Source organism: Lactobacillus sp. UMNPBX12 (assembly GCF_002553955.1).
Taxonomy (GTDB): domain Bacteria; phylum Bacillota; class Bacilli; order Lactobacillales; family Lactobacillaceae; genus Lactobacillus; species Lactobacillus crispatus.
The window spans coordinates 15341-33999 of the sequence record NZ_PCYY01000008.1; the positions used below are offsets into that span (position 1 = coordinate 15341).

Genomic DNA, 18659 nt, shown 5'->3' on the forward strand with positions numbered 1-18659 from the left:
TTTCCTATTTCCTCCCTATTTGTTGTAAATCAGGTACTGGTTCTACAAGTCGTAAAATCATTTCATGATAATTACGATTAGATTCATCTTCTGTTTCATCTCCAAAAGACTTCGATTTATCCAAAAAAACGTACCCTAATACGGCGCCAATTAAAGCATGAAATGAAATGACACTTTCTTTTTTAAAATTAAGTCTTTCACCCATTTTAATTAAATCCAAGATTTCTTGATTGATGGCCGCATCCTTTGGATATTCGTTCAAATGATACAGAATACTTGATAAAGCCGGATCGCTTAATAAAAAGTCGCGCACAACATCCGCAAACTTAAGCAATGCATCCCTACCTGACATACCAATTAAATCATTCATCAACTCATGACGTAGGATCTTAATCCGTCTTGCACCAACTAGTGATAGCAATTGTTTGCGTCCGGAAACGTAATGATAAAGCGACTGTGAGCGGACATCGAGCGCCTTAGCCAATGCTGGCAAAGTTGTAGCTGTCAGTCCTTTTTTAGAAATTAATTCAGTAGCTTGATCAATTATTTTATCCAGATCAAGATTTCTTTTCTGTGCCATTTTCATCCCTCCTTTGTCTTAGCATAGTAAATAATATACACCTACAGTGTGAAGATTACAATCTACATAGTGTAAATAATTTATTTTTTCTATAAAAAAATAATGAAGCCTTCTCGGACTTCATCATTTCCGTTACTTATGCTTTTTTATAAACCAAGCATTAACCGTTTTGCCCAATTTATTAAAATTCTTGTGTTGCGTGCTCCAAACAGACATACAGTAAGCACGTCCGTTAGTCTGTACAATTGCGACAGCAAAATCATCATCACCAATTGCATAAATGCCGCCACTTAAGCCAGAAACTAAACTTGGTCGCTCTTTAGCTAGGGTTGCTAAAACTCGGCTAGCATATTGCCGATTTAATACCCGACCTTGATACAAGCCAATCATTGTCTTAGCTAAATCATTAGCTGTTGTCTGACCAGTCATATTTGAATTGACCTTAGTTTGAGTGGCACCCATTTTTTTAGCAACTTGGTCAATATTATTAACTCCAATTTTTCTAGTTAAGGCACTAGCTGCAGTTTTGTTACCTTTAAGCATTGCGCTGCGCAAATAACTTACACCATAGGTAATACCAACTTGAAACATCTTATCACCCTTGGCTTTGTCTTTTTTGCTAATCTTAATCGCAGTTCGCGACCCCATCTTGCCTTTTTGTTCTTGCTCATACAAGGCGATCAGTAAAAATAACCGCATTGTTTTTCCTGCGTCATGAGCCTTATTAGTATTAGAAACTACGGCAAAGTGACTAGAGTTAGTTAAATCCTGTGCTACTACCTGGAAGCTATCATCAATGCCCATAACTTTTTTGATTTGCTTGACTAGCTTCTGATTACTGCCTTTTTGAGCTTTAACATGGTTAGAATATTCAATCGAATTAACCTTGGGCTCCTTAGGCTTTTCTAATTTTTTAACCTTTGGCTCCTTGGTCTTCTTTTTATTCTTAGCGACCTTGCTGTTATTTGGGTCAACAATCTTTAACTGCGCGTTTTCCACCCGCTTTATGTTTGATGTATACAAAATGAATGCAAATAAAGTCACAATTAAAGAACCAATTAATATTTTATGTTTCATTAAAACGCCTCAATTTTAGAAGAAATGATGCCTTTTCATCAAAATGACTAACCAAACCATTAAAACAACCATCAAAATAATGATTAAAACCCAGTCAAATGAATTTTTTAAAATTGGTAGACTAACATTCATACCATAAAAACCGGTTAAAATAGTTGGAATAGTTAATACCAATGACCACACAGTTAAGAATTGCATGGTGTCATTCAAATTATTGTTCATCATATTATTACTGGTAGCTGATAAAGTCTTAGTTACCTGCTGGGAAATCTGCACCATTTCTGCAGACTGGCTTGATTCAATCAAGACGTCATCCAAGCGTTCACTGGCTTCTTTAGTGAAGTCTAATTTGCTGTGATTCAGGCCATGCAACATGATTAAATCCGTCTGAATTGAACTTGATAAATAAACTAAACTTTTTTCAATATTCGAAAGTTCCACCAAATCTTTATTGTTAATGTCATCAGACAACTTCTGATCTAGGCTGTTACGTTCAACGTCAAGTTGCGTTACGGCACGCTGGAAGTATTGTGATGAATATAGGAAAAAGAGCATCAACAACTCAGTAACATCTTTAGCTTCAGACAAACGCTCCCGCATATGTTCATCGTTGAATTCATCAAACACATAGCTGGTTGATTCTGTATGGAAAGTAAAGATATTTTCACCCACTACTAAAAAAGTGATTGGGTGTGAGGTAAAGTGCTTAATCGTGTTGGTCGGCCAAATTGGCACATCGTAAACAAGCAAGTGGCTCTTAGTATGGACGTCATAGTCATAGTGAGGACGTTCGTGACGGTCAGAAATATAAGAGATAATGTCAGGCGTAAAATTAAAATCCTGCTGCAATCTCTCACTGTCTTCTTCACTTAAATTATTGATGTCATACCACTTATACTTTGTTCTTACCGGAAAATTTTGTTGTCTAATCAACCAGCTCACCTCAACTTTTATTTTATTACCTAGTAAATGGTACCATTTTTCTCAATTCTTTTTCCACAAAAAAACAGACCTTACGGTCTGCTCTTTGAAATCTAATTGCTATTTAATTTTATTGCTTCCAAGCAGCATCAAATTTTTGCTTACCAGTATTAATTTGGCTGTTAGTATTTTGACCCTTTTGGGCTGCAGCAAAGATATTTTGCAAAATGCTGTTCAATTGGTTGTATGCAGCATTTGAATTCTTAGCAACAGGAACACTGTACAAGTTCTTCATAGCATCTTCAAGTTTAGCAGGAAGCTTGATGCTCTTGTTATTCTTGTATTCACTAGATTCGATTGCACTAGTGTTTACAGGAATGTAACCAGTAGCATTAGCCCACTTAATTTGGCTTGACTTAGATACTAAGAACTTAATGTACTTAAATGCAGCAGCTTTTTGTTCAGCGCTAGCGTGGTTAAACATGTAAATATCAGTACCTTGTTGCATGGTGTATTTGCCAGGACGTGGAGCAACATCATAAGTAAACTTGTTACCTACACCTTGCTTAACAAAGCCTTCACCTGCAGAAGTACCAACAAACATTGCAACCTTTTCGTTAGCAAATGGACCTGAAAGGTAGTGTTCTGAACCAGCTACTCTGAAGTAACCCTTCTTAATACCATCTGCATAGAAGTTGAGAACTTTCTTTGAAGTTGAACCACTGAAGTTAATCTTATCAGTAAAGTTCACGCCTTCGTCCTTCATACCAAGAGTGTAGTAGTTGGATAGTGAATCAAAACCAGCACCTACAACTTTGTGGTTACTCTTCTTGTAGATAGTTTCTGAAACATCCTTAAGTTCTTCCATAGTAGTTGGAACTTTCTTGATGCCATATTTCTTAAACATGGTCTTGTTGTAAGTCAAAGTTTCAATTGACTTGTTAAATGGGATACCGTATTGAGTTCCCTTAATTTTTGCACCATCAAGAAGTTCAGTTCTAATGTCAGATGCCTTTGCACTGCCCCAACCAACATTCTTGTTGTTGATATATGGGGTCATGTTTACAAGCATCTTGTTTTGAGCTGCGTTCCAAAGCCAACCTGGATAAGCTTGAGTAATAGTAGGTAAGTTATTTGGTGATTGCAAAGTTGAGTTGATCTTAGCTTGCAAATCATTGTATGCACCTTGGTTTTCAAGCTTAACAGTAATTTTAGGGTTCTTCTTTTCAAATTCATTAGTTAATTGCTTTAAAGTAGAACCTTGTACTCCCGGCATAGCGTTCCAGAAGACAACTGTAGTCTTCTTAGTAATCTTTGATGGAATCTTCTCTGAACTTGATGAAGAAGAATTGCCACTCTTTGAACAAGCAGCAGTGCCAACTAGGGCCAAAGTAGCAACGGCAGCCATAGTAAGTTTCTTACTAAACTTCATTTGGATAAATCCTCCCAAAAAATAAAACTAAACAACAATATATTTTTGATTCACTAAAGCGTGATTGTTTGACCACGTTTAGGTAAAATCCGTTCTCCATATGGGTTCTCTTCCAGCTCCGGATGCAATGTGTGCACCGGTACTAAAACAGCTGGTTGAACCCCAGCAATGATTTCCTTGAGTTCTTTTTCATCGGCATGGCCTGAACAGCGCAACGCCTTATACTCAATATCATTGTTAGCTAAAGCCTCTACAAATGGTTTGTAGGCAGGATCAAAATCCCCTAATGGCTCAGCATTTGAGTGGATATACAAACCACCCTTTTGCAGCTTATCATAATCGGTGACAACTTGCCACATGTATTTATGATTATCTGCTAAAAGCTCATCATAGGTAACTTCTAGCTCTGGCTTAAGGTCAGCATAGTGCTCCTCATTAGGCATGTAATAGTAAGGATAGTCTTCATCCAAACTTTCCTTAATCAAATGGGCACGCTGAGCATGTAAAACGACCTTTCTTGGTGAATCGGCAATGATTCGCAATAATCGTTCAACATTAGTAGGATAAGTATTAAAAGTGATTTGGCGTTCAGGGTTAGCCTTTTGCAGGCGCACGATTTCTTCAGTTAGTTCTACTTCATTCTTAGGGCCAGTAAACTCTTCACTGTTTTCATCATGCTTTTCTTCTGGCCAAGAAACGCCAGTGCCTTCAATGATTAGCATATCGCTATTTTTAGCTGCCTGCATAAAGTCCCGCACCCAATCTGGATGATAACCATGCAAGCGAATGTCGCCAGTATAGGCGATTTGCTTATCCGGTGTCTTAACTAATAGACCAGTAGCACCGTAAGCGTCATGATCACTAGGATATATTTCCAGGATAATATCGCCCACCTTAATTGGTTTCTTGTATTCTGCCGCGATGATTGGACGAGTATAAGTCCGATCATGACCTGCAGCAGAAAGCAAGAAGTCGCCCTTTTCATTCAAGGCTGGCAATAAATGAGCTGTAATTGGACCTGCATAAAGTGGAATTTCTGGGGCCAAAAAGTTCATTGCCTTACTGTGATCCAAATGTAGGTGCGAAATATAGGCCGCCGCATGCTCCCAGCGGTCAGTATCAATTGGCTTACCCGTCAATTTAGGATCGTAAAAATTAGGCACATCCCCGATTAATTTATTTTTAATCAGAGTTTGATAACTTTCATCTGGCAATTTTAACTCTGGCCGATAAACTTCCCCCAAGTCAAACAATACATGCGACTTGTTATAGGCCACTTCAATCATCGGTCCACCAATTGTGGTTAAACCATTATAAAAAGTTACTGTCGTTTTATCCTTTAAGGTCATTGCGCACTACTCCTCGAATAATTTGTTTTCTAAAGATGAAGTACAAAATCAAGATTGGCAAAACAGTCAATGTGGCAGCAGCAAGTTGAAGTTGAGTTTCACTACCTGCATCAGATGCAAATGAAGTTAAACCATTGTTCAACAATCTCATGCTGTCTTCGTTAGTTACCAATAATGGCCAGAGGAATGAATTCCAACCAGAAATGAAACTTAATAAAGCAACGGTGAACAAGCCACCTTTAGACATTGGCACCAAAATTTTCCAAATATATTCCCAATCACTCGCTCCGTCAATCATCGCAGCTTTATAAATTGTCTGTGAGATTGAACCGAAGTAGCTTTGCAAGTAGTACATGTAGAAAATTGAAGTTAAAAATGGCAATACCAAACCAATATAAGTGTTCAACAAGCCCATTCTGGCAATGGTATTGTAGTTAGTAAAGATAATTGCTTCACCAGGCACCATCAATAATGATAAAAGTACCATTTGAACAACACCTTTACCCTTGAACTTCAAGTTAACCATGGCAAAAGCACCAAGCAAGGCGTTAAACAAACTCACAATTGTCGTTACACTAGCTGTGATAAAAGTGTTTAGGAAGTAACGAGCAAATGGAGCTTGGGCGAATACTTTGGCATAATTTGACCATTCAAAATGCTTAGGAATGATTGTTGGTGGAATAGTGGTTGTTTCTCTAAAACTCATTAATCCACCCAAAATCATGTAGATGAATGGAAAGACAGTAATGATTGCGAAAATCGCTAAAATAATATAAGCAATCAAAGTGCCCCAACGAATCTTCTTCATCCTTTACTGTCCTCCAATCTTCTTCATCATCTTGCGTTGCAAGAATGTGACAAACATAATGATGATAAATAAGACAACCGTTGCGGCCATCGCTACACCTGGAGTACCAACAATTTGGAACTTGTTATAGATGTAGAACACTGCAGTTGTAGCTGAGTTACCAACACCTGCTTGTCCATTGAATAAAGCATAAACAGATGTATAAATCTTAAATGCAGCAATGATATTCATTGTTAATAAGAATGCGATCGTTGGCACAAGCTGCGGCATTGTAATACGCCAGAACTTTTCAGTACCAGTTGCGCCATACATATCCGCAATTGTGTAGTAATTAGGGTCAATGTTTCTCAAAGCCCCCATCAAGATAACGATGTTAAAAGCTAAAGAAGTCCAAACACCAAAGATGATAATTGTCGTCAATGACATCGCTGGATCATCAATCCAGTTTGGTGTTGGCAAGTGAACTGCCTTGAGCAAGAAGTTAAGCAAACCATAGTCACCGTTAAAAATATAACGGAATACGATACCAATAGCGATAGTTGACGTAACATATGGCATAAAGAAAGTCGTTTCAAAGAATGACTTATGCTTTATCCTGCTGAAAATAAACCAGGCCAACATGATTGAAATAGCCAAAGCAACTGGCACAGAAATTAGGGCATACAAAATAGTATTCTTGATTGCCCGCCAAAATTCTGGATCACTAAAGATATATTGATAATTGCTGAAGCCGCTCCAATTCAGATTAATTAACGAGCCGCTTTGAAAACTCATTACAAAGGCCCGCAAAATTGGATAAATACTAAAGAAAGTAACAAAGATAATTGTTGGCGCTAAAAAGAGCCACGCCTTTTTCTGATTGCTCTTCATTAGTAGACACGCTCTCCTTCCTTAGTAAACAGGAATACTCGATCAAGACGCATCTTCAAATTGATATTATCACCAGGCTTAATTGGTGTCTCAAGGTTGACTAATGAACGAGCTTGTACCCCATCATGGGTAAATTTCAAAATTCGTTCACGACCGATTAATTCGACATCATCAACTTTAGCTGAAACTGCACCATCTTCTTCAACTGGCAAAATATTTTCTGGACGAACGGATAAAACGTACTCGCCGTCAGTTAAGTCACGTTTAAAACGATCCTTGTCTAAATCGCCCACGTTAATTTCAAAATCTGAGCCAGTAATCTTGCCGCCATTAACCTTTACATTAAAGTTATCAATCACAGGATTACCAACAAAATTAGCAACAAAGTAGTTATTTGGTTCAAGATAGAAGTTTTGTCCTAAGTCATCTTGTTGGATCACACCATTATTAAAGAGAATAATCTTATCACCGATTGACAAGGCTTCTTCTTGATCGTGAGTAACAAACAAGGTGGTAATACCCACACTTTTAACTAAAGCACGAATTTCTTCACGAATCTTCAACCGTAAACGTGCATCCAAGTTACTCAATGGTTCATCCATCAGCAGAATCTTAGGTTGTTGCACTAAAGCACGGGCAATAGCTACACGCTGCTGTTGACCACCAGATAAATTGCCCGGCTTTTGATCAGCAAGTTCGGTAATCTGGGTCGTTGCCATATATTTTTCAGCAATCTTCCTCGCCTCATCCTTAGGCATCTTTTGCTTGCCCACAGTCAGAGGAAACATTACATTCTGAAGTACAGTCATATGTGGATATAAGGCATAGTTCTGGAAAACATAGCCGATCTGACGATCCTTAGGTGCTACGTTAACAACTGACTTGCCATCAAAAAGGATGTCACCGCTAGTTGGATTAAGCAAACCAGCTAGCATATTTAAGATGGTTGTTTTACCACAACCAGATGGGCCAAGCAAACATACAAGGTCACCTTTTTTTACGGAAAAGCTAACATCCTTGATTGCTTCATGACCGTTATCATAAACCTTTTTAAGGTTCTTTACTTCCACGAATTTCTCATCATTCATAAGTTTCACGCACCACTATATATTGATTTAAATTTTTAAATTTCTCTATTAATTCTAAGCTAAATATACGAAAATAACAAATAATTTTCATTTGAAATTCGGGGTTTCAACGACTTTGTGAAATGCTTCTCAGCAAGTATTCGGCTTTTGTTCGCATTTGCTTTTATTTTTCACTTATTTCTTTTTAAAAATTCGGGTTTACTAAATATTGTGGTAGGTACCAAAAAAGCCATGAATTAGTCATGGCTTTTTGTATCATAAGTTATCTCCACGTTCAAATTGATATTTTGAACTATTCAAGGCTTGACGAACCAACTTGCTCATCAAGCTCTTAGTCTTTTTGGTAATCACACCAGCAGTTTCATCATTAGCGCTAGTTAAATATTTAATAAGCTCTCTGCCTTCCATATTTTTAGCTTTTTCATCAATAAGATCAATTCGGCCAATACCGTAGCTTTGACAATCATCACGATAGGCGTTTACCTCATAAATATATTGGTGATAGCGTGGTTCAACAAGCACTTGTAAAGTTTTATACAACCAGTAAGCACTACTATCTGGATCAACGATATGATCTGCCACCTTATAGTTAAGTGGTGTATCCTCAATATTGGTGTAGAAAGGAACATATGGTGAATATGCATAAAAGCCCATATTAATCCATTGAATTGCAGCCATCTTGGCAGGAACATCATTTCTAATTTGCAAGATGCTTGATTCTTGGTTTCTGTCTAAAGCAATAGAACGGAACATCTTTTGTTCTTTTTCTGAACCAGATGAAAAAGTGTCCATTGGATCGTATGGTGTACCGTTATAGTGACTAGTTAAAAATCTTTGCACATCTTCAACACCAATCTTCTTTTCGGGAACGCGCGTAAATGGCATTTCTTGACTAGTTGGGTCTTGTTCAATGCTTGGATTAAACAACTTCTGTCCATACCAAGTTCTTGGAGTATTGTAAAAAGCATCAGCTTCATCCTTAGTACCAAAAATATCTCTGAAAGAAAAGCTACCGTCAGTACTATTGTTTAAATGATTCTTTTCTACGAATTCTCGAATACCAGCTGAATACATAAAGTTATCTGGATCATCAAAGTCAACATTTTGAATCACCATGATGTTAGGACAAATTGCGTAAGAATCATCAGGAACACGAGCCGCAACCCATTGGTGACCCGCGCCAGTTTCCAGATACCAAACTTCCTTGTTGTCTGAAAAGGCAATACCGTTGCTTTCACCGGTACCATATTTTTCGATTAATTGCCCTAAGCGCTTAACACCTTCACGAGCAGTCTTCACGAATGGCAAAGTAATATAAACCATTGAGTCTTCGTTGATTCCATTTGCTACTAAAGGATCATGTCCTAAGCAGCGAGCATTAGTAGCTTCAGTTTCAGTGGCTGACATGGCAACGTTATATTCGTTAATGCCTTGCTCGTCCCAGCGACCTTCTGAATCATCAGCAGTAGGGACAGCAGTCCATTTGCAGCCATCGCCCTCAAGGTGCATCTTAAAGCCGTTATATTTTGATACATAATCTTCATCATAATGACGGGCTGGGTTTACCACAAAAACTTTTTCGTTAATGCCACCATAACCGTCTTCGTCACGCGCAATCATGGTTGATCCATCGATTGAAGCGTCCTTACCAACTAGCATTGCAGTACAGTTATCTTTTTTCATTATTGTTTATACTTCCTTTTTTATTTCAGTAATAATTTTTCATATTATTAATTCTACTACTCATTAACCTGCATTTGCCGATCAACTTTTGCTCGACCGTTATTATAGTTAAAAACATAACCGGGCTGCACGTTATAGAGATAGACATTGAAGTTTAAACTGCCATCAGTTGAAACGGCCTGCAAATTCACGCCGCGGGCCATTAACTCATTACCACGAAAAACAGCAGTTGCTTGATAAATTACACGCTTATTCTGCCGCAGTGCTCTCCTAACCTTAGCCTCAAAAATAGTCTGAATCTTTTGGTTAGAATAAGCGGATTGCGTAAATAAATTCTTAGGATTATTTTGGTCCCCTGATTGATTGCGTGGATCATAATTGCCGCTTTGATCAATTCCAGCTGAGACTGAATAGGCAATCAAGTGGCCCCGATTATAGATTTGGGTACCGTTACGGTGATTATAGTGCCAGCCAGTCGGTTCAACATATTGCCTTACTCGCAAGCTATCATTAGCCACATTGCGCTTTTCCAAAAAGGCTGTATTAGAGCGCGATGTTCGATTCAATGAATCAAGGTTAGAGTAAATCACCCGATTTATCTTCCATGCGCCTTTGACCAAAGTCGACTTATCATGGTTGACTTCGGTATAAGCGCGACTGCCACTCTTAAAATTCAAATTAGCTAATTTTTGATAATCAGTTGGCGATAGACCTCCATAATTGGTCTTGGCTTTTGATGCATCGCTAATTGTATTAGTTACATGTTCATCATTATTGCCAGTAAAGTCACGCAAAAACTGGCTGCCATTTGGATCGCTGCCAACTTTAGTAAAAACTCCCCATAAAATCGCGATTAAGACAATTAATGATGAAACAACCGTTCCTTGTTTTTTTCGTCTTCTTCGTGTCATCTTTTTCCTCTAACTACGAGCCCAATCATCAAGCATGCTTAAGAAAAAGGTCTCCGAGAAACGTTTAATCTTAGCACCATTTTTGATCAAATCACGTGCTGCATTCAAATCCTGATTATCTTTTCTAAAGAAATCTTGATCACCCATGATTAAGTAATTAGTCGTTGCTAACACTGAATTGTCAACTTGGCCGCCCATATTGTTGATCATCTTGCCCGCTTCAGCTTCGTTCATATGAATATTGCCAGACAAAACGATATTCTTATTTTGAACCGGATTGTGCCAACCTAAGTCAACATAATCCAATTCGCCAGTAGTTAGGTCGATATTCTTAATCTTGCTTTGTGCCTTTTCCAATAAATCATCAGTAAAGTGCTGGGCAAAGTCATCATAAACCTTGATCGTATCAAGAGAATCCTGCAAACCGTGGTGAGCCTCAACTTGAGCAATTCCAGCCCGCTGCACGCAGTCAAGCAGACGGTTATGGCGCTCGCGTGGATAATATGTCCGCGCCAAACGCAATACGTCAACGTAATCATTATCAAGCACTGGTAAGCCATATTTTTGACTTAAATCATACAAAAAGTTCAAGTCAAAATTGACGTTATACCCAATGATAACGTCATCACCAATAAACTCACGAAATTCACGAATAGCCTGCTCAGCCGGAATCCCTTCCTTCACAATTTGCTCTTCAGTAATTCCATTTAGCTTAGTAATAAAAGCAGGAACAGAATTATTCTTGGAAAACTTCACCAAATTAGTATATTGATCAACAATTTGACCGTTACGTACCTTAACCCCACCTAATTCAGTAATTCGATCGCGGTAAGGATATAAGCCCGTTGTTTCAATATCAAGCATTGTATAATTGGTCAAAAAGTCAGGCTTTTCCTGTCCTTTTTTACGCAACTTGTCTTGCGCACCGGTTACATGTAAAATTCCATTTTTTATGTAAATACTCATTCTTCACCTATTTAATTATTTAATCAAATTCATCAGCATCTCGTGCGAATTGCTATCAAAACCCATTGCTCGTTTCTTAAGATCAGCTGGCAAATCTGCATCAGCTAAATCAGCGGCAATATAATGCCAATTAGGAAATTGCTGCACTAGCTTTACCATTGGATCAAGTAATTGAGGACTGGTCTCATCTACGCCTAATTCCAAAATTACGACATTCTTGTCCTCGGCTCCCGTTAGAAACCAACGAAAACGCGTATTAGCATCGGTATCAGGGAAGAAGTTAGCATTCAGCGGCATATGCAATTCCATTGGGCTATTGCAGTCCTCGCACTTTGGTACTAAATCTGTCGTTACGTTGCCGTTCTTAATTGCCGTCATAAAGCGTTCTACTACTTCACGGTTATCCTTTTGACCATGATTAATCCCGCTAGAACACTGCATTTTAGTCCAATCACCAAAGGCATTGAAAATTCGATTTTCATTAAAGCCTGCATTTTCAAAAAAGTGCCCGAATGTACTGGTCGCAATAAAATATTTTTTATCACGAATTAGCTTTTTTAGAGCAAGCATCGTCTCACTAGGCTCATATTGTAAGGAATATTCGTTGATTAGCTCACTCCAAAAAGCCCATTGCTCGCTCCAAGTATCAAACCTCTTATCTAATGCATCCCCAATTGTATGCACATCATACTTATCTGCAATTTTGCCAAATTGATCATCAAAGCCTTCTTCACTTAGGATATCTAGTCCCTCTTCTTTGGCCATGCCATTACCAGCCGTTACGATCACCGTGTTAGCATTTTTCAGCCATTTTTTTGCTGTCACTAAATCTGCCATTTTATCTCTTTCCCTTTGAATAACCTGTCAAGCGTAATTGTCCATTAATGTATTCTCCTAAGAAAACATCACTGATACTATTATAACCTGCCTCTTCAACTTGTTGCTGTAACCAAGCTTCGCTTTTGTGAATCAACTCTAAGACATCAATATTAGCCTGACCATCACTAATTATTGGGAAACGAATGTTAGCTTCATCATTTTCAATAATAGTTAATTGCCCGTTTTGCTCAAAGATACAATTCTTAATCTTTTCAACAGAGTAGATACCTCGACTGCGCAATTTAAACATTAATTCATTAGCGGAGATTCCTGCTTTCATGCAGTTGCCAACTAGCACCTTGCCATTTTTAATTACCTGAACGGGTTTACCATCGATAATCCCTCTAATCCAATTATTGTGATCACGGCTGAATTTCAAAATAAAAACAACCAACGTCCAAACAATTAGAACTAGGAAAAACTGAAGAATTGTAATACTAGGATTGTAAATCAAGCCACCAATAATTCCACCTAAAACATAATTCTGCAACTGATCTAATGCAGTCGTAGGAGCCAGATTAGACTTACCAAAGACATTGATTTGAATGATTAAAGTTAAGATACCGAGAGCAAACTTAATGAATAATTGTGTGTAATCTAGCTGCATTATTTTATTACCTCTACTTTATGATCAATTACATGGGCCTGCGTTAATGTGTAAGTATTGCGATCATCATTAAGGTTTAACTGATAATCAATATTTTTAGAATCAATCCTTACGATCATGCCATTAGTTAAAACCGTTGAACTAACTAAAACATCAGAAGTCGAAACATTTTCATCTTTAGCAATCGATTTGATGAATGGCACGATTTGAATCGCCTGTGATTTTTGCGTATTAAGTTGCACATATTTTTCATATTGCGTACCGGCAAACAAAAGCAAAAATAATAAGGCAATAATACCCAAATCGCGATACTTGGTTGCAAAACGGTTATGTAAATATAGCAAAGCAAAAATTATCATTGCTAACGCCGCCACCAACATCAAAGCATATAATACTGCCTGATTAGTATTCTAGTTATTTTGAATATATTTCATTGTATAAAAGGTCATGCTCTACCTCACCCTTCATATTTTTCTTTCATTCTAACACAGAAAAAAAGTAGCACTTTCGTACTACTTTTACTAGAAATTATTCACTTTTCACTATTATTAATTATTTTTGAATTTCTTTTAATCCAGCTTTGCGACGGCCCATGTTAAACCATGGTGAAACAGTGAAGGCTAACACATCATTAATTACATAGATCAATGAATTAATTGCCATGGCTAAGTTTGCATCACCTTGAGCATAAGTTACGCCCCAAAGAATCAACTGGAAGACGCCACTAGCAGTCCACCAAAAGTATTGATTGTTGTAACGCATAAAGCACATGATCCCAGCAGTTAATGAAATAGCAAAACTAATAGCATCAATCCAAGGACGAGGATCATTGGTAAATTTACCAATCAAAAAGCCGGATACAACATAAACAAGTAAAGTTCCAACAATAGCAATAAGCCATTCCTTTGAACCAAATTTTCTCAAATGATTCTTAGTATCGTCATTCCATGATCTAACGGCAATGATAACTGGTAAATCTAAAGTTGCAATATAAGCAATCTGTTCAAAAATGGAAAGATAATTCTTAGCTGACCAACCTGCATAGATAAAACAAGCAGCTGAAATCAACCCCAACCAACCATTAATTGCCTTAGTAGCGTTAATTGCCAATACACAAAGTGTACCCAAAAGCGTACCAATAAAAGTAATCAAAGTTACGCTTGTAATTTTGCCTTGAATCAGCAAAGCTAATTGAAATCCAAACGCAAAAAACCATAAACAGTAATTTTGAACTGGCCAGCCTTTCAATTGATTAAATAGCCAAACAAAATAATTTTCGTGTTTTCTTTCCATCCTATTCAACATTCCCCTTTTTTATTTTAGGTCGCAAAATACAAGATCTTGTGCCTTATCCGTGCTATACAAAAAAGCACATCGATATCTATCCTAATAGAAAGATAAATTTTATACAAGATTGAATTCAACCAAATATTGTGCTATTAGCATAAACTATATCTATATGTTGTAGTCAAAATTAAAAAGTAGCTTAAAACTATGTTTTTTAGTAAAATGACACTATGTCACAAAAATGATAGAGGTGTATATATATGCTAAAAAACAAACTAATTTATGTTCCTCAAAAAATATTCCAACAAATTCTTCCTACTAAGGCAACTAACACTCCAAACTACCAATTGCCTATCAACTATTACGATCCTGAAGGCAACATGGTTGGCACTTATTCTGGAATTAACCTGGCAGCAAATGAAACTATCACTCACCACCAGCTCAAGAGATTTATCAACACTCATCTTCCTGAAAATTACGAAGTTTTTCCTTACTTTGCTTATCCTAAGGAGAATATCACCTGTGAAAATCTGCCTGATGAAATAATGATCGCAGTCAGATTATCTAATTAAAAAAGGCGACTCGATTGAGTCACTTTTTTAATTGCAATTGATATTAATGTTGCGAAGCACCAGTTGTAGTATCTGGTTCTTCGTGCTTTTCTTCTTTAACTTCTGCAGCTTTAGTTGATGCACCAGTTGCGGCGTCTGGATCAGAATTTCTACGATAAGTTGCACCAGTTGTTGCGTCATCGTCTACTACCAACTTTTGACCAGTAGTCTCACAGAAATACTTAACCAACGGATATAAGTCTTGTACCCATTCATAAATACCAGCATAGTTGCCTTGGTCGTCTTCTACACGCTTATAATAGTGCAAAACCAATTTCTTTAAATTACCTGTTGGCACTGGCATATAAACATCATCATGACCTTCATGCTTGGTCCGCAAAGCATGAACCACCTTTTTAGCATCTGGAATAACATCGCGGACATCTGGGTGAACTGCTCCCATCGTATCACCAACTTGATCTGGCGTACGTTTAGCCAGCATCTTCTTGTTAGGATCAGTTGGACGGTTATACCACAAAAATTGGTTGTTATCGTCAACAAACGTCATTTCACCGATAGTATTCCTTAACATCCAATTAAGTTGGTTAACAGTTAACAAACCTGCATCAAGCTTGACGTAATCATCACCTTCTGCAGCATGAACTTTCTTAGCGGCTTTATCTAACCAATCAGGATCATTTTTATCAATTCCCTCAACTGTATATTTAGACTTGCCCTTTGCATCAAAATCTTCTTTTAAGTATTCATCGGCATTCATATCTTTAAGCCATTTTGGTTCAGCCATAGTAAAACCTCCTCGTATGAACTCTGTTAACCTAATTATATGATGTAAGTGGTTTCAGTTCAACGATTTTAATATATTTTATAAAATATTTTCGCTAGCTAAATTATATATTATTTTATATAAAAAGAGCTGATCAACGATCAACTCTTTACATCTTTGTCTCAATTGTATGAGTGTCCAAATGAATGATCACGTCAAACATCGCTTTTTCTTCTGGTGAAATCTTATGAGCCACCTCAATAACAGCAATACGTGGATTCTTCAACAGCGTCTTATGAATGCCTAACGACAAGTTGGGGTCAAGTGCACTTGTCGCTTCATCAGCTAGCAAAATCGGCCGATCTGATAAAAGCGCACGGGCAATTTCTACTCTTTGGATTTGTCCACCCGACAAGCCACTACCGTTTTCACCTACAGCCTTGTCTAGACCCTGTTCCTTTACCAATTCATCTAGACCAGCCTCATGAATAACTTCTTTCAAATGCTCGTCACTCACTTTACGTCCTAACGTAATGTTGAAACGCAATGTATCATCAAACATGAATGGCTTTTGATTAACATAGGAAAAATAATTGTGGGCAGCATCCCAATTTCCCGTTACATCCGTACCATTAATCAAAATTTTACCATCTTTGGGCTTTCTCAAACCTAATAGCAAGCGAAGCAAGGTGGTCTTGCCCCAACCACTTGGCGCCATCAATAGAACTTTTTCACCCGGCTTAACTGTTAAGTTCACATTCTCAAAGATGCGTTTGTGATCACTACCTGTAACATAAGATAGTTGTTCAACCTCCATACCATCAAAATGATCGATCTTCTGCTTATCATCTTTCAGCACGTGATGCAAAGCGCGCTGGGTCTTTTCCCACATTGGCACAGTCGACTTGACTTGGTTAAATTCGTTAAAAAGAGTCACGATTGGCGTGATAAAGTTCAAGGCCAAATCGACCATCATTACTAATGTACCCACCTTTAAATTTCCCTGCATCATCATAATACCGCCAATAGTACATGGTACGATGAAGCAAAACAATTCAGCAGCTGAATAAATTAATTCTAGTGCCCAAGCTTGAGTCAATGTCATATTACGCAGAGCGTTCTCCATTGCCTGGGCCGCACCAGCTGCTCGTGTAACGATGTTGGTGCGCACGTTATAAAGCTTGGTAGCCTGTGCCCCATTTAATGAATCGGACACATTTTGCGTATAGTTAGCGTTAGTCGTTGCCCAAATCTTGGACTTACGTGTAATGATAGGACTAGTAAGCATTTGAACTAATGCTGGCGCAAGCGTAGCAATCAAAAATACTAGGGTCATCTGCCATGAACTATAAAAAGCAAAAGTAATTGCCCCGAAAAACGACAAACCTTGGAAAATCATATCCAATTGTGCCGTTATCCGATTAGTTTCAATCTGTTTTAAATCGTTGGTCATCAGTGATAAACCGCTCTTGATATCAGGCTCACCTTGATCAACCAAATAACGCAAGTTAGCGCGCTTAAAGGTCATATTCACGTCACGAATAATGCCCATCTTTACCGTTTCATAGACAAAGTTACTGGCCATAAAACACATCTGACCTAAGGAAGTCAAAGCAGCCAGGCGAATCAAATGCAGATAATCATGCGATCCTGACGAAGCAACATTCAACATAATTTGTACCATATAAGCTACAAAGACGATGTTGCAGGCCTTGATTGCGGCCAAAATGGTATAGCTAATAATTTGGCTTTTTTTAGCGTACTTCAGGCTCATTAATTTCTCCTTTTCTATCCCGTTAGAAACATTATACCCGCTAGCTTGTCTTTTTCTCAATTAGATACGATAATTAGAGTAATCATTTTAATTTTTAATGAAAAGCAGAAAGGAACTTTTAATGAAGACTGGTACTAAAATTATTACTTTAGACAACGGTTATCACTTATGGACCAACACCCAAGGTGAAGGCGACATTCATCTTCTAGCTTTGCATGGTGGTCCTGGTGGCAATCACGAATATTGGGAAGACACTGCAGAACAATTGAAAAAGCAAGGCTTGAACGTGCAAGTTACTATGTACGATCAGCTTGGTTCGCTTTATTCAGATCAGCCTGACTACTCTGATCCTGAAATTGCCAAGAAATATTTAACCTACGAATATTTCTTAGATGAGGTTGACGAAGTCCGTGAAAAGTTAGGACTTGATAACATTTATTTAATCGGCCAAAGCTGGGGTGGCCTATTAGTTCAAGAATACGCCGTTAAATATGGTCAACACTTGAAAGGTGCAATTATCTCCTCAATGGTTGATGAAATCGATGAGTACGTTGCTTCAGTTAACAGAAGACGCCAAGAGGTTTTACCACAAACCGAAATCGACTTCATGCACGAATGCGAAAAGAACAACGACTATGATAATCAACGCTATCAAGATGACGTACAAATTTTAAATATTAATTTCGTTGACCGAAAGCAACCATCTAAGCTTTACCACTTAAAAGACATTGGTGGAACCGCCGTTTACAACGCTTTCCAAGGCGACAATGAATTCGTAATTACTGGTAAATTAAAAGACTGGCATTTCAGAGATCAATTACACAAGATCAAGGTGCCAACCCTATTAACCTTTGGTGAAAACGAAACTATGCCAATTTCAACTGCTAAGATTATGCAAAAGAAGATTCCTAACTCACGCTTAGTAACTACACCTGACGGTGGTCACCACCACATGGTTGACAACCCTGACGTATATTATAAGCACTTAGCTGACTTTATTCGTGAAGTAGAAAATGGTACATTTAAGGGCGAAAATTAATTAACAGATATTTAGGCTGGAATCGATTTCCGGCCTTTTATTTTTAAGGAAAA

At 37.8% G+C, this 18659-nt stretch carries 18 protein-coding genes and 1 pseudogene; 2 read left to right on the forward strand and 17 right to left on the reverse strand.

The features are described from left to right. Positions 1 to 4: 4 nt before the first annotated feature. The 15 genes and pseudogenes from CP363_RS04540 to pnuC form a co-directional block, all read right to left on the reverse strand. Complete coding sequence (locus CP363_RS04540; protein ID WP_005723949.1) at positions 5 to 580, reverse strand: TetR/AcrR family transcriptional regulator; 576 nt, start codon at positions 578 to 580, stop codon at positions 5 to 7. A 132-nt stretch (positions 581 to 712) separates the two neighbouring features. Then, complete coding sequence (locus CP363_RS04545) at positions 713 to 1657, reverse strand: serine hydrolase (protein ID WP_065990829.1); 945 nt, start codon at positions 1655 to 1657, stop codon at positions 713 to 715. 15 nt (positions 1658 to 1672) lie between these two features. Continuing rightward, positions 1673 to 2590, reverse strand: a complete 918-nt coding sequence (locus CP363_RS04550; protein ID WP_005726582.1) for a magnesium transporter CorA family protein — start codon at positions 2588 to 2590, stop codon at positions 1673 to 1675. 118 nt (positions 2591 to 2708) lie between these two features. Next, entirely contained in the window at positions 2709 to 4010 is a 1302-nt protein-coding gene (locus tag CP363_RS04555; RefSeq protein ID WP_005723945.1) for an extracellular solute-binding protein, read from the reverse strand. A gap of 53 nt (positions 4011 to 4063) precedes the next feature. Next, complete coding sequence (locus tag CP363_RS04560) at positions 4064 to 5359, reverse strand: MBL fold metallo-hydrolase (RefSeq protein ID WP_098035892.1); 1296 nt, start codon at positions 5357 to 5359, stop codon at positions 4064 to 4066. Then, positions 5343 to 6167: a carbohydrate ABC transporter permease gene (locus tag CP363_RS04565; protein ID WP_005720697.1), complete on the reverse strand. Its 825-nt coding sequence runs from the start codon at positions 6165 to 6167 to the stop codon at positions 5343 to 5345. The genes CP363_RS04560 and CP363_RS04565 overlap by 17 nt, the downstream gene beginning before the upstream one ends. 3 nt (positions 6168 to 6170) lie before the next feature. Then, positions 6171 to 7037, reverse strand: coding sequence for a carbohydrate ABC transporter permease (locus tag CP363_RS04570; RefSeq protein WP_005720695.1), 867 nt, complete (start codon positions 7035 to 7037; stop codon positions 6171 to 6173). Beyond that, the gene (locus tag CP363_RS04575; protein WP_061205184.1) at positions 7037 to 8125 is read right to left on the reverse strand and encodes an ABC transporter ATP-binding protein; all 1089 of its coding nucleotides are present in this window, start codon (positions 8123 to 8125) and stop codon (positions 7037 to 7039) included. Before CP363_RS04575 ends, CP363_RS04570 begins: the two co-directional genes overlap by 1 nt. Positions 8126 to 8380: 255 nt before the next feature. After that, a complete protein-coding gene (locus tag CP363_RS04580) occupies positions 8381 to 9808 on the reverse strand; it encodes a C69 family dipeptidase (RefSeq protein WP_057726832.1) in 1428 nt (475 codons plus the stop codon). A 56-nt stretch (positions 9809 to 9864) separates the two neighbouring features. Beyond that, complete coding sequence (locus CP363_RS04585) at positions 9865 to 10719, reverse strand: DNA/RNA non-specific endonuclease (RefSeq protein WP_098035893.1); 855 nt, start codon at positions 10717 to 10719, stop codon at positions 9865 to 9867. Positions 10720 to 10728: 9 nt separating this feature from the next. Beyond that, positions 10729 to 11685 carry an exonuclease domain-containing protein gene (locus CP363_RS04590; protein ID WP_098035894.1) on the reverse strand — a complete coding sequence of 319 codons (957 nt, stop codon included), beginning with the start codon at positions 11683 to 11685 and terminating at the stop codon, positions 10729 to 10731. 15 nt (positions 11686 to 11700) lie between these two features. Continuing rightward, complete coding sequence (locus CP363_RS04595) at positions 11701 to 12522, reverse strand: hypothetical protein (RefSeq protein ID WP_060462234.1); 822 nt, start codon at positions 12520 to 12522, stop codon at positions 11701 to 11703. A 1-nt stretch (position 12523) separates the two neighbouring features. After that, entirely contained in the window at positions 12524 to 13171 is a 648-nt protein-coding gene (locus CP363_RS04600) for a DUF421 domain-containing protein (protein ID WP_005720683.1), read from the reverse strand. After that, positions 13171 to 13620: pseudogene (locus CP363_RS04605) on the reverse strand (DUF3290 domain-containing protein). The gene CP363_RS04600 and the pseudogene CP363_RS04605 overlap by 1 nt, the downstream one beginning before the upstream one ends. Before the next feature lie 103 nt (positions 13621 to 13723). After that, complete coding sequence (pnuC, locus tag CP363_RS04610) at positions 13724 to 14464, reverse strand: nicotinamide riboside transporter PnuC (protein ID WP_013086814.1); 741 nt, start codon at positions 14462 to 14464, stop codon at positions 13724 to 13726. Positions 14465 to 14718: 254 nt separating this feature from the next. Here pnuC and CP363_RS04615 point away from each other — a divergent pair, with 254 nt between their 5' ends. Further along, positions 14719 to 15030, forward strand: coding sequence for a hypothetical protein (locus CP363_RS04615; RefSeq protein WP_061205181.1), 312 nt, complete (start codon positions 14719 to 14721; stop codon positions 15028 to 15030). 43 nt (positions 15031 to 15073) lie between these two features. Here the strand turns inward: CP363_RS04615 and CP363_RS04620 are convergent, their stop codons facing one another. Both CP363_RS04620 and CP363_RS04625 read right to left on the reverse strand, forming a co-directional pair. Beyond that, positions 15074 to 15814 carry a PAS domain-containing protein gene (locus CP363_RS04620; RefSeq protein ID WP_054832838.1) on the reverse strand — a complete coding sequence of 247 codons (741 nt, stop codon included), beginning with the start codon at positions 15812 to 15814 and terminating at the stop codon, positions 15074 to 15076. Positions 15815 to 15962: 148 nt separating this feature from the next. Beyond that, complete coding sequence (locus CP363_RS04625; protein ID WP_098035895.1) at positions 15963 to 17567, reverse strand: ABC transporter ATP-binding protein; 1605 nt, start codon at positions 17565 to 17567, stop codon at positions 15963 to 15965. Between the two features lie 121 nt (positions 17568 to 17688). Here CP363_RS04625 and CP363_RS04630 point away from each other — a divergent pair, with 121 nt between their 5' ends. Then, positions 17689 to 18606, forward strand: a complete 918-nt coding sequence (locus tag CP363_RS04630; protein ID WP_005722412.1) for a prolyl aminopeptidase — start codon at positions 17689 to 17691, stop codon at positions 18604 to 18606. Positions 18607 to 18659 lie beyond the last annotated feature (53 nt).

Excerpts from the sequence above, each read along its gene's own strand:
- CP363_RS04540 (WP_005723949.1), bottom strand. The coding sequence starts at position 580 with ATGGCACAGAAAAGAAATCTTGATCTGGATAAAATAATTGATCAAGCT.
- CP363_RS04545 (WP_065990829.1), bottom strand. The coding sequence starts at position 1,657 with ATGAAACATAAAATATTAATTGGTTCTTTAATTGTGACTTTATTTGCA.
- CP363_RS04555 (WP_005723945.1), bottom strand. The coding sequence starts at position 4,010 with ATGAAGTTTAGTAAGAAACTTACTATGGCTGCCGTTGCTACTTTGGCC.
- CP363_RS04560 (WP_098035892.1), bottom strand. The coding sequence starts at position 5,359 with ATGACCTTAAAGGATAAAACGACAGTAACTTTTTATAATGGTTTAACC.
- CP363_RS04565 (WP_005720697.1), bottom strand. The coding sequence starts at position 6,167 with ATGAAGAAGATTCGTTGGGGCACTTTGATTGCTTATATTATTTTAGCG.
- CP363_RS04570 (WP_005720695.1), bottom strand. The coding sequence starts at position 7,037 with ATGAAGAGCAATCAGAAAAAGGCGTGGCTCTTTTTAGCGCCAACAATT.
- CP363_RS04575 (WP_061205184.1), bottom strand. The coding sequence starts at position 8,125 with ATGAATGATGAGAAATTCGTGGAAGTAAAGAACCTTAAAAAGGTTTAT.
- CP363_RS04580 (WP_057726832.1), bottom strand. The coding sequence starts at position 9,808 with ATGAAAAAAGATAACTGTACTGCAATGCTAGTTGGTAAGGACGCTTCA.
- CP363_RS04585 (WP_098035893.1), bottom strand. The coding sequence starts at position 10,719 with ATGACACGAAGAAGACGAAAAAAACAAGGAACGGTTGTTTCATCATTA.
- CP363_RS04590 (WP_098035894.1), bottom strand. The coding sequence starts at position 11,685 with ATGAGTATTTACATAAAAAATGGAATTTTACATGTAACCGGTGCGCAA.
- CP363_RS04595 (WP_060462234.1), bottom strand. The coding sequence starts at position 12,522 with ATGGCAGATTTAGTGACAGCAAAAAAATGGCTGAAAAATGCTAACACG.
- CP363_RS04600 (WP_005720683.1), bottom strand. The coding sequence starts at position 13,171 with ATGCAGCTAGATTACACACAATTATTCATTAAGTTTGCTCTCGGTATC.
- pnuC (WP_013086814.1), bottom strand. The coding sequence starts at position 14,464 with ATGGAAAGAAAACACGAAAATTATTTTGTTTGGCTATTTAATCAATTG.
- CP363_RS04615 (WP_061205181.1), top strand. The coding sequence starts at position 14,719 with ATGCTAAAAAACAAACTAATTTATGTTCCTCAAAAAATATTCCAACAA.
- CP363_RS04620 (WP_054832838.1), bottom strand. The coding sequence starts at position 15,814 with ATGGCTGAACCAAAATGGCTTAAAGATATGAATGCCGATGAATACTTA.
- CP363_RS04625 (WP_098035895.1), bottom strand. The coding sequence starts at position 17,567 with ATGAGCCTGAAGTACGCTAAAAAAAGCCAAATTATTAGCTATACCATT.
- CP363_RS04630 (WP_005722412.1), top strand. The coding sequence starts at position 17,689 with ATGAAGACTGGTACTAAAATTATTACTTTAGACAACGGTTATCACTTA.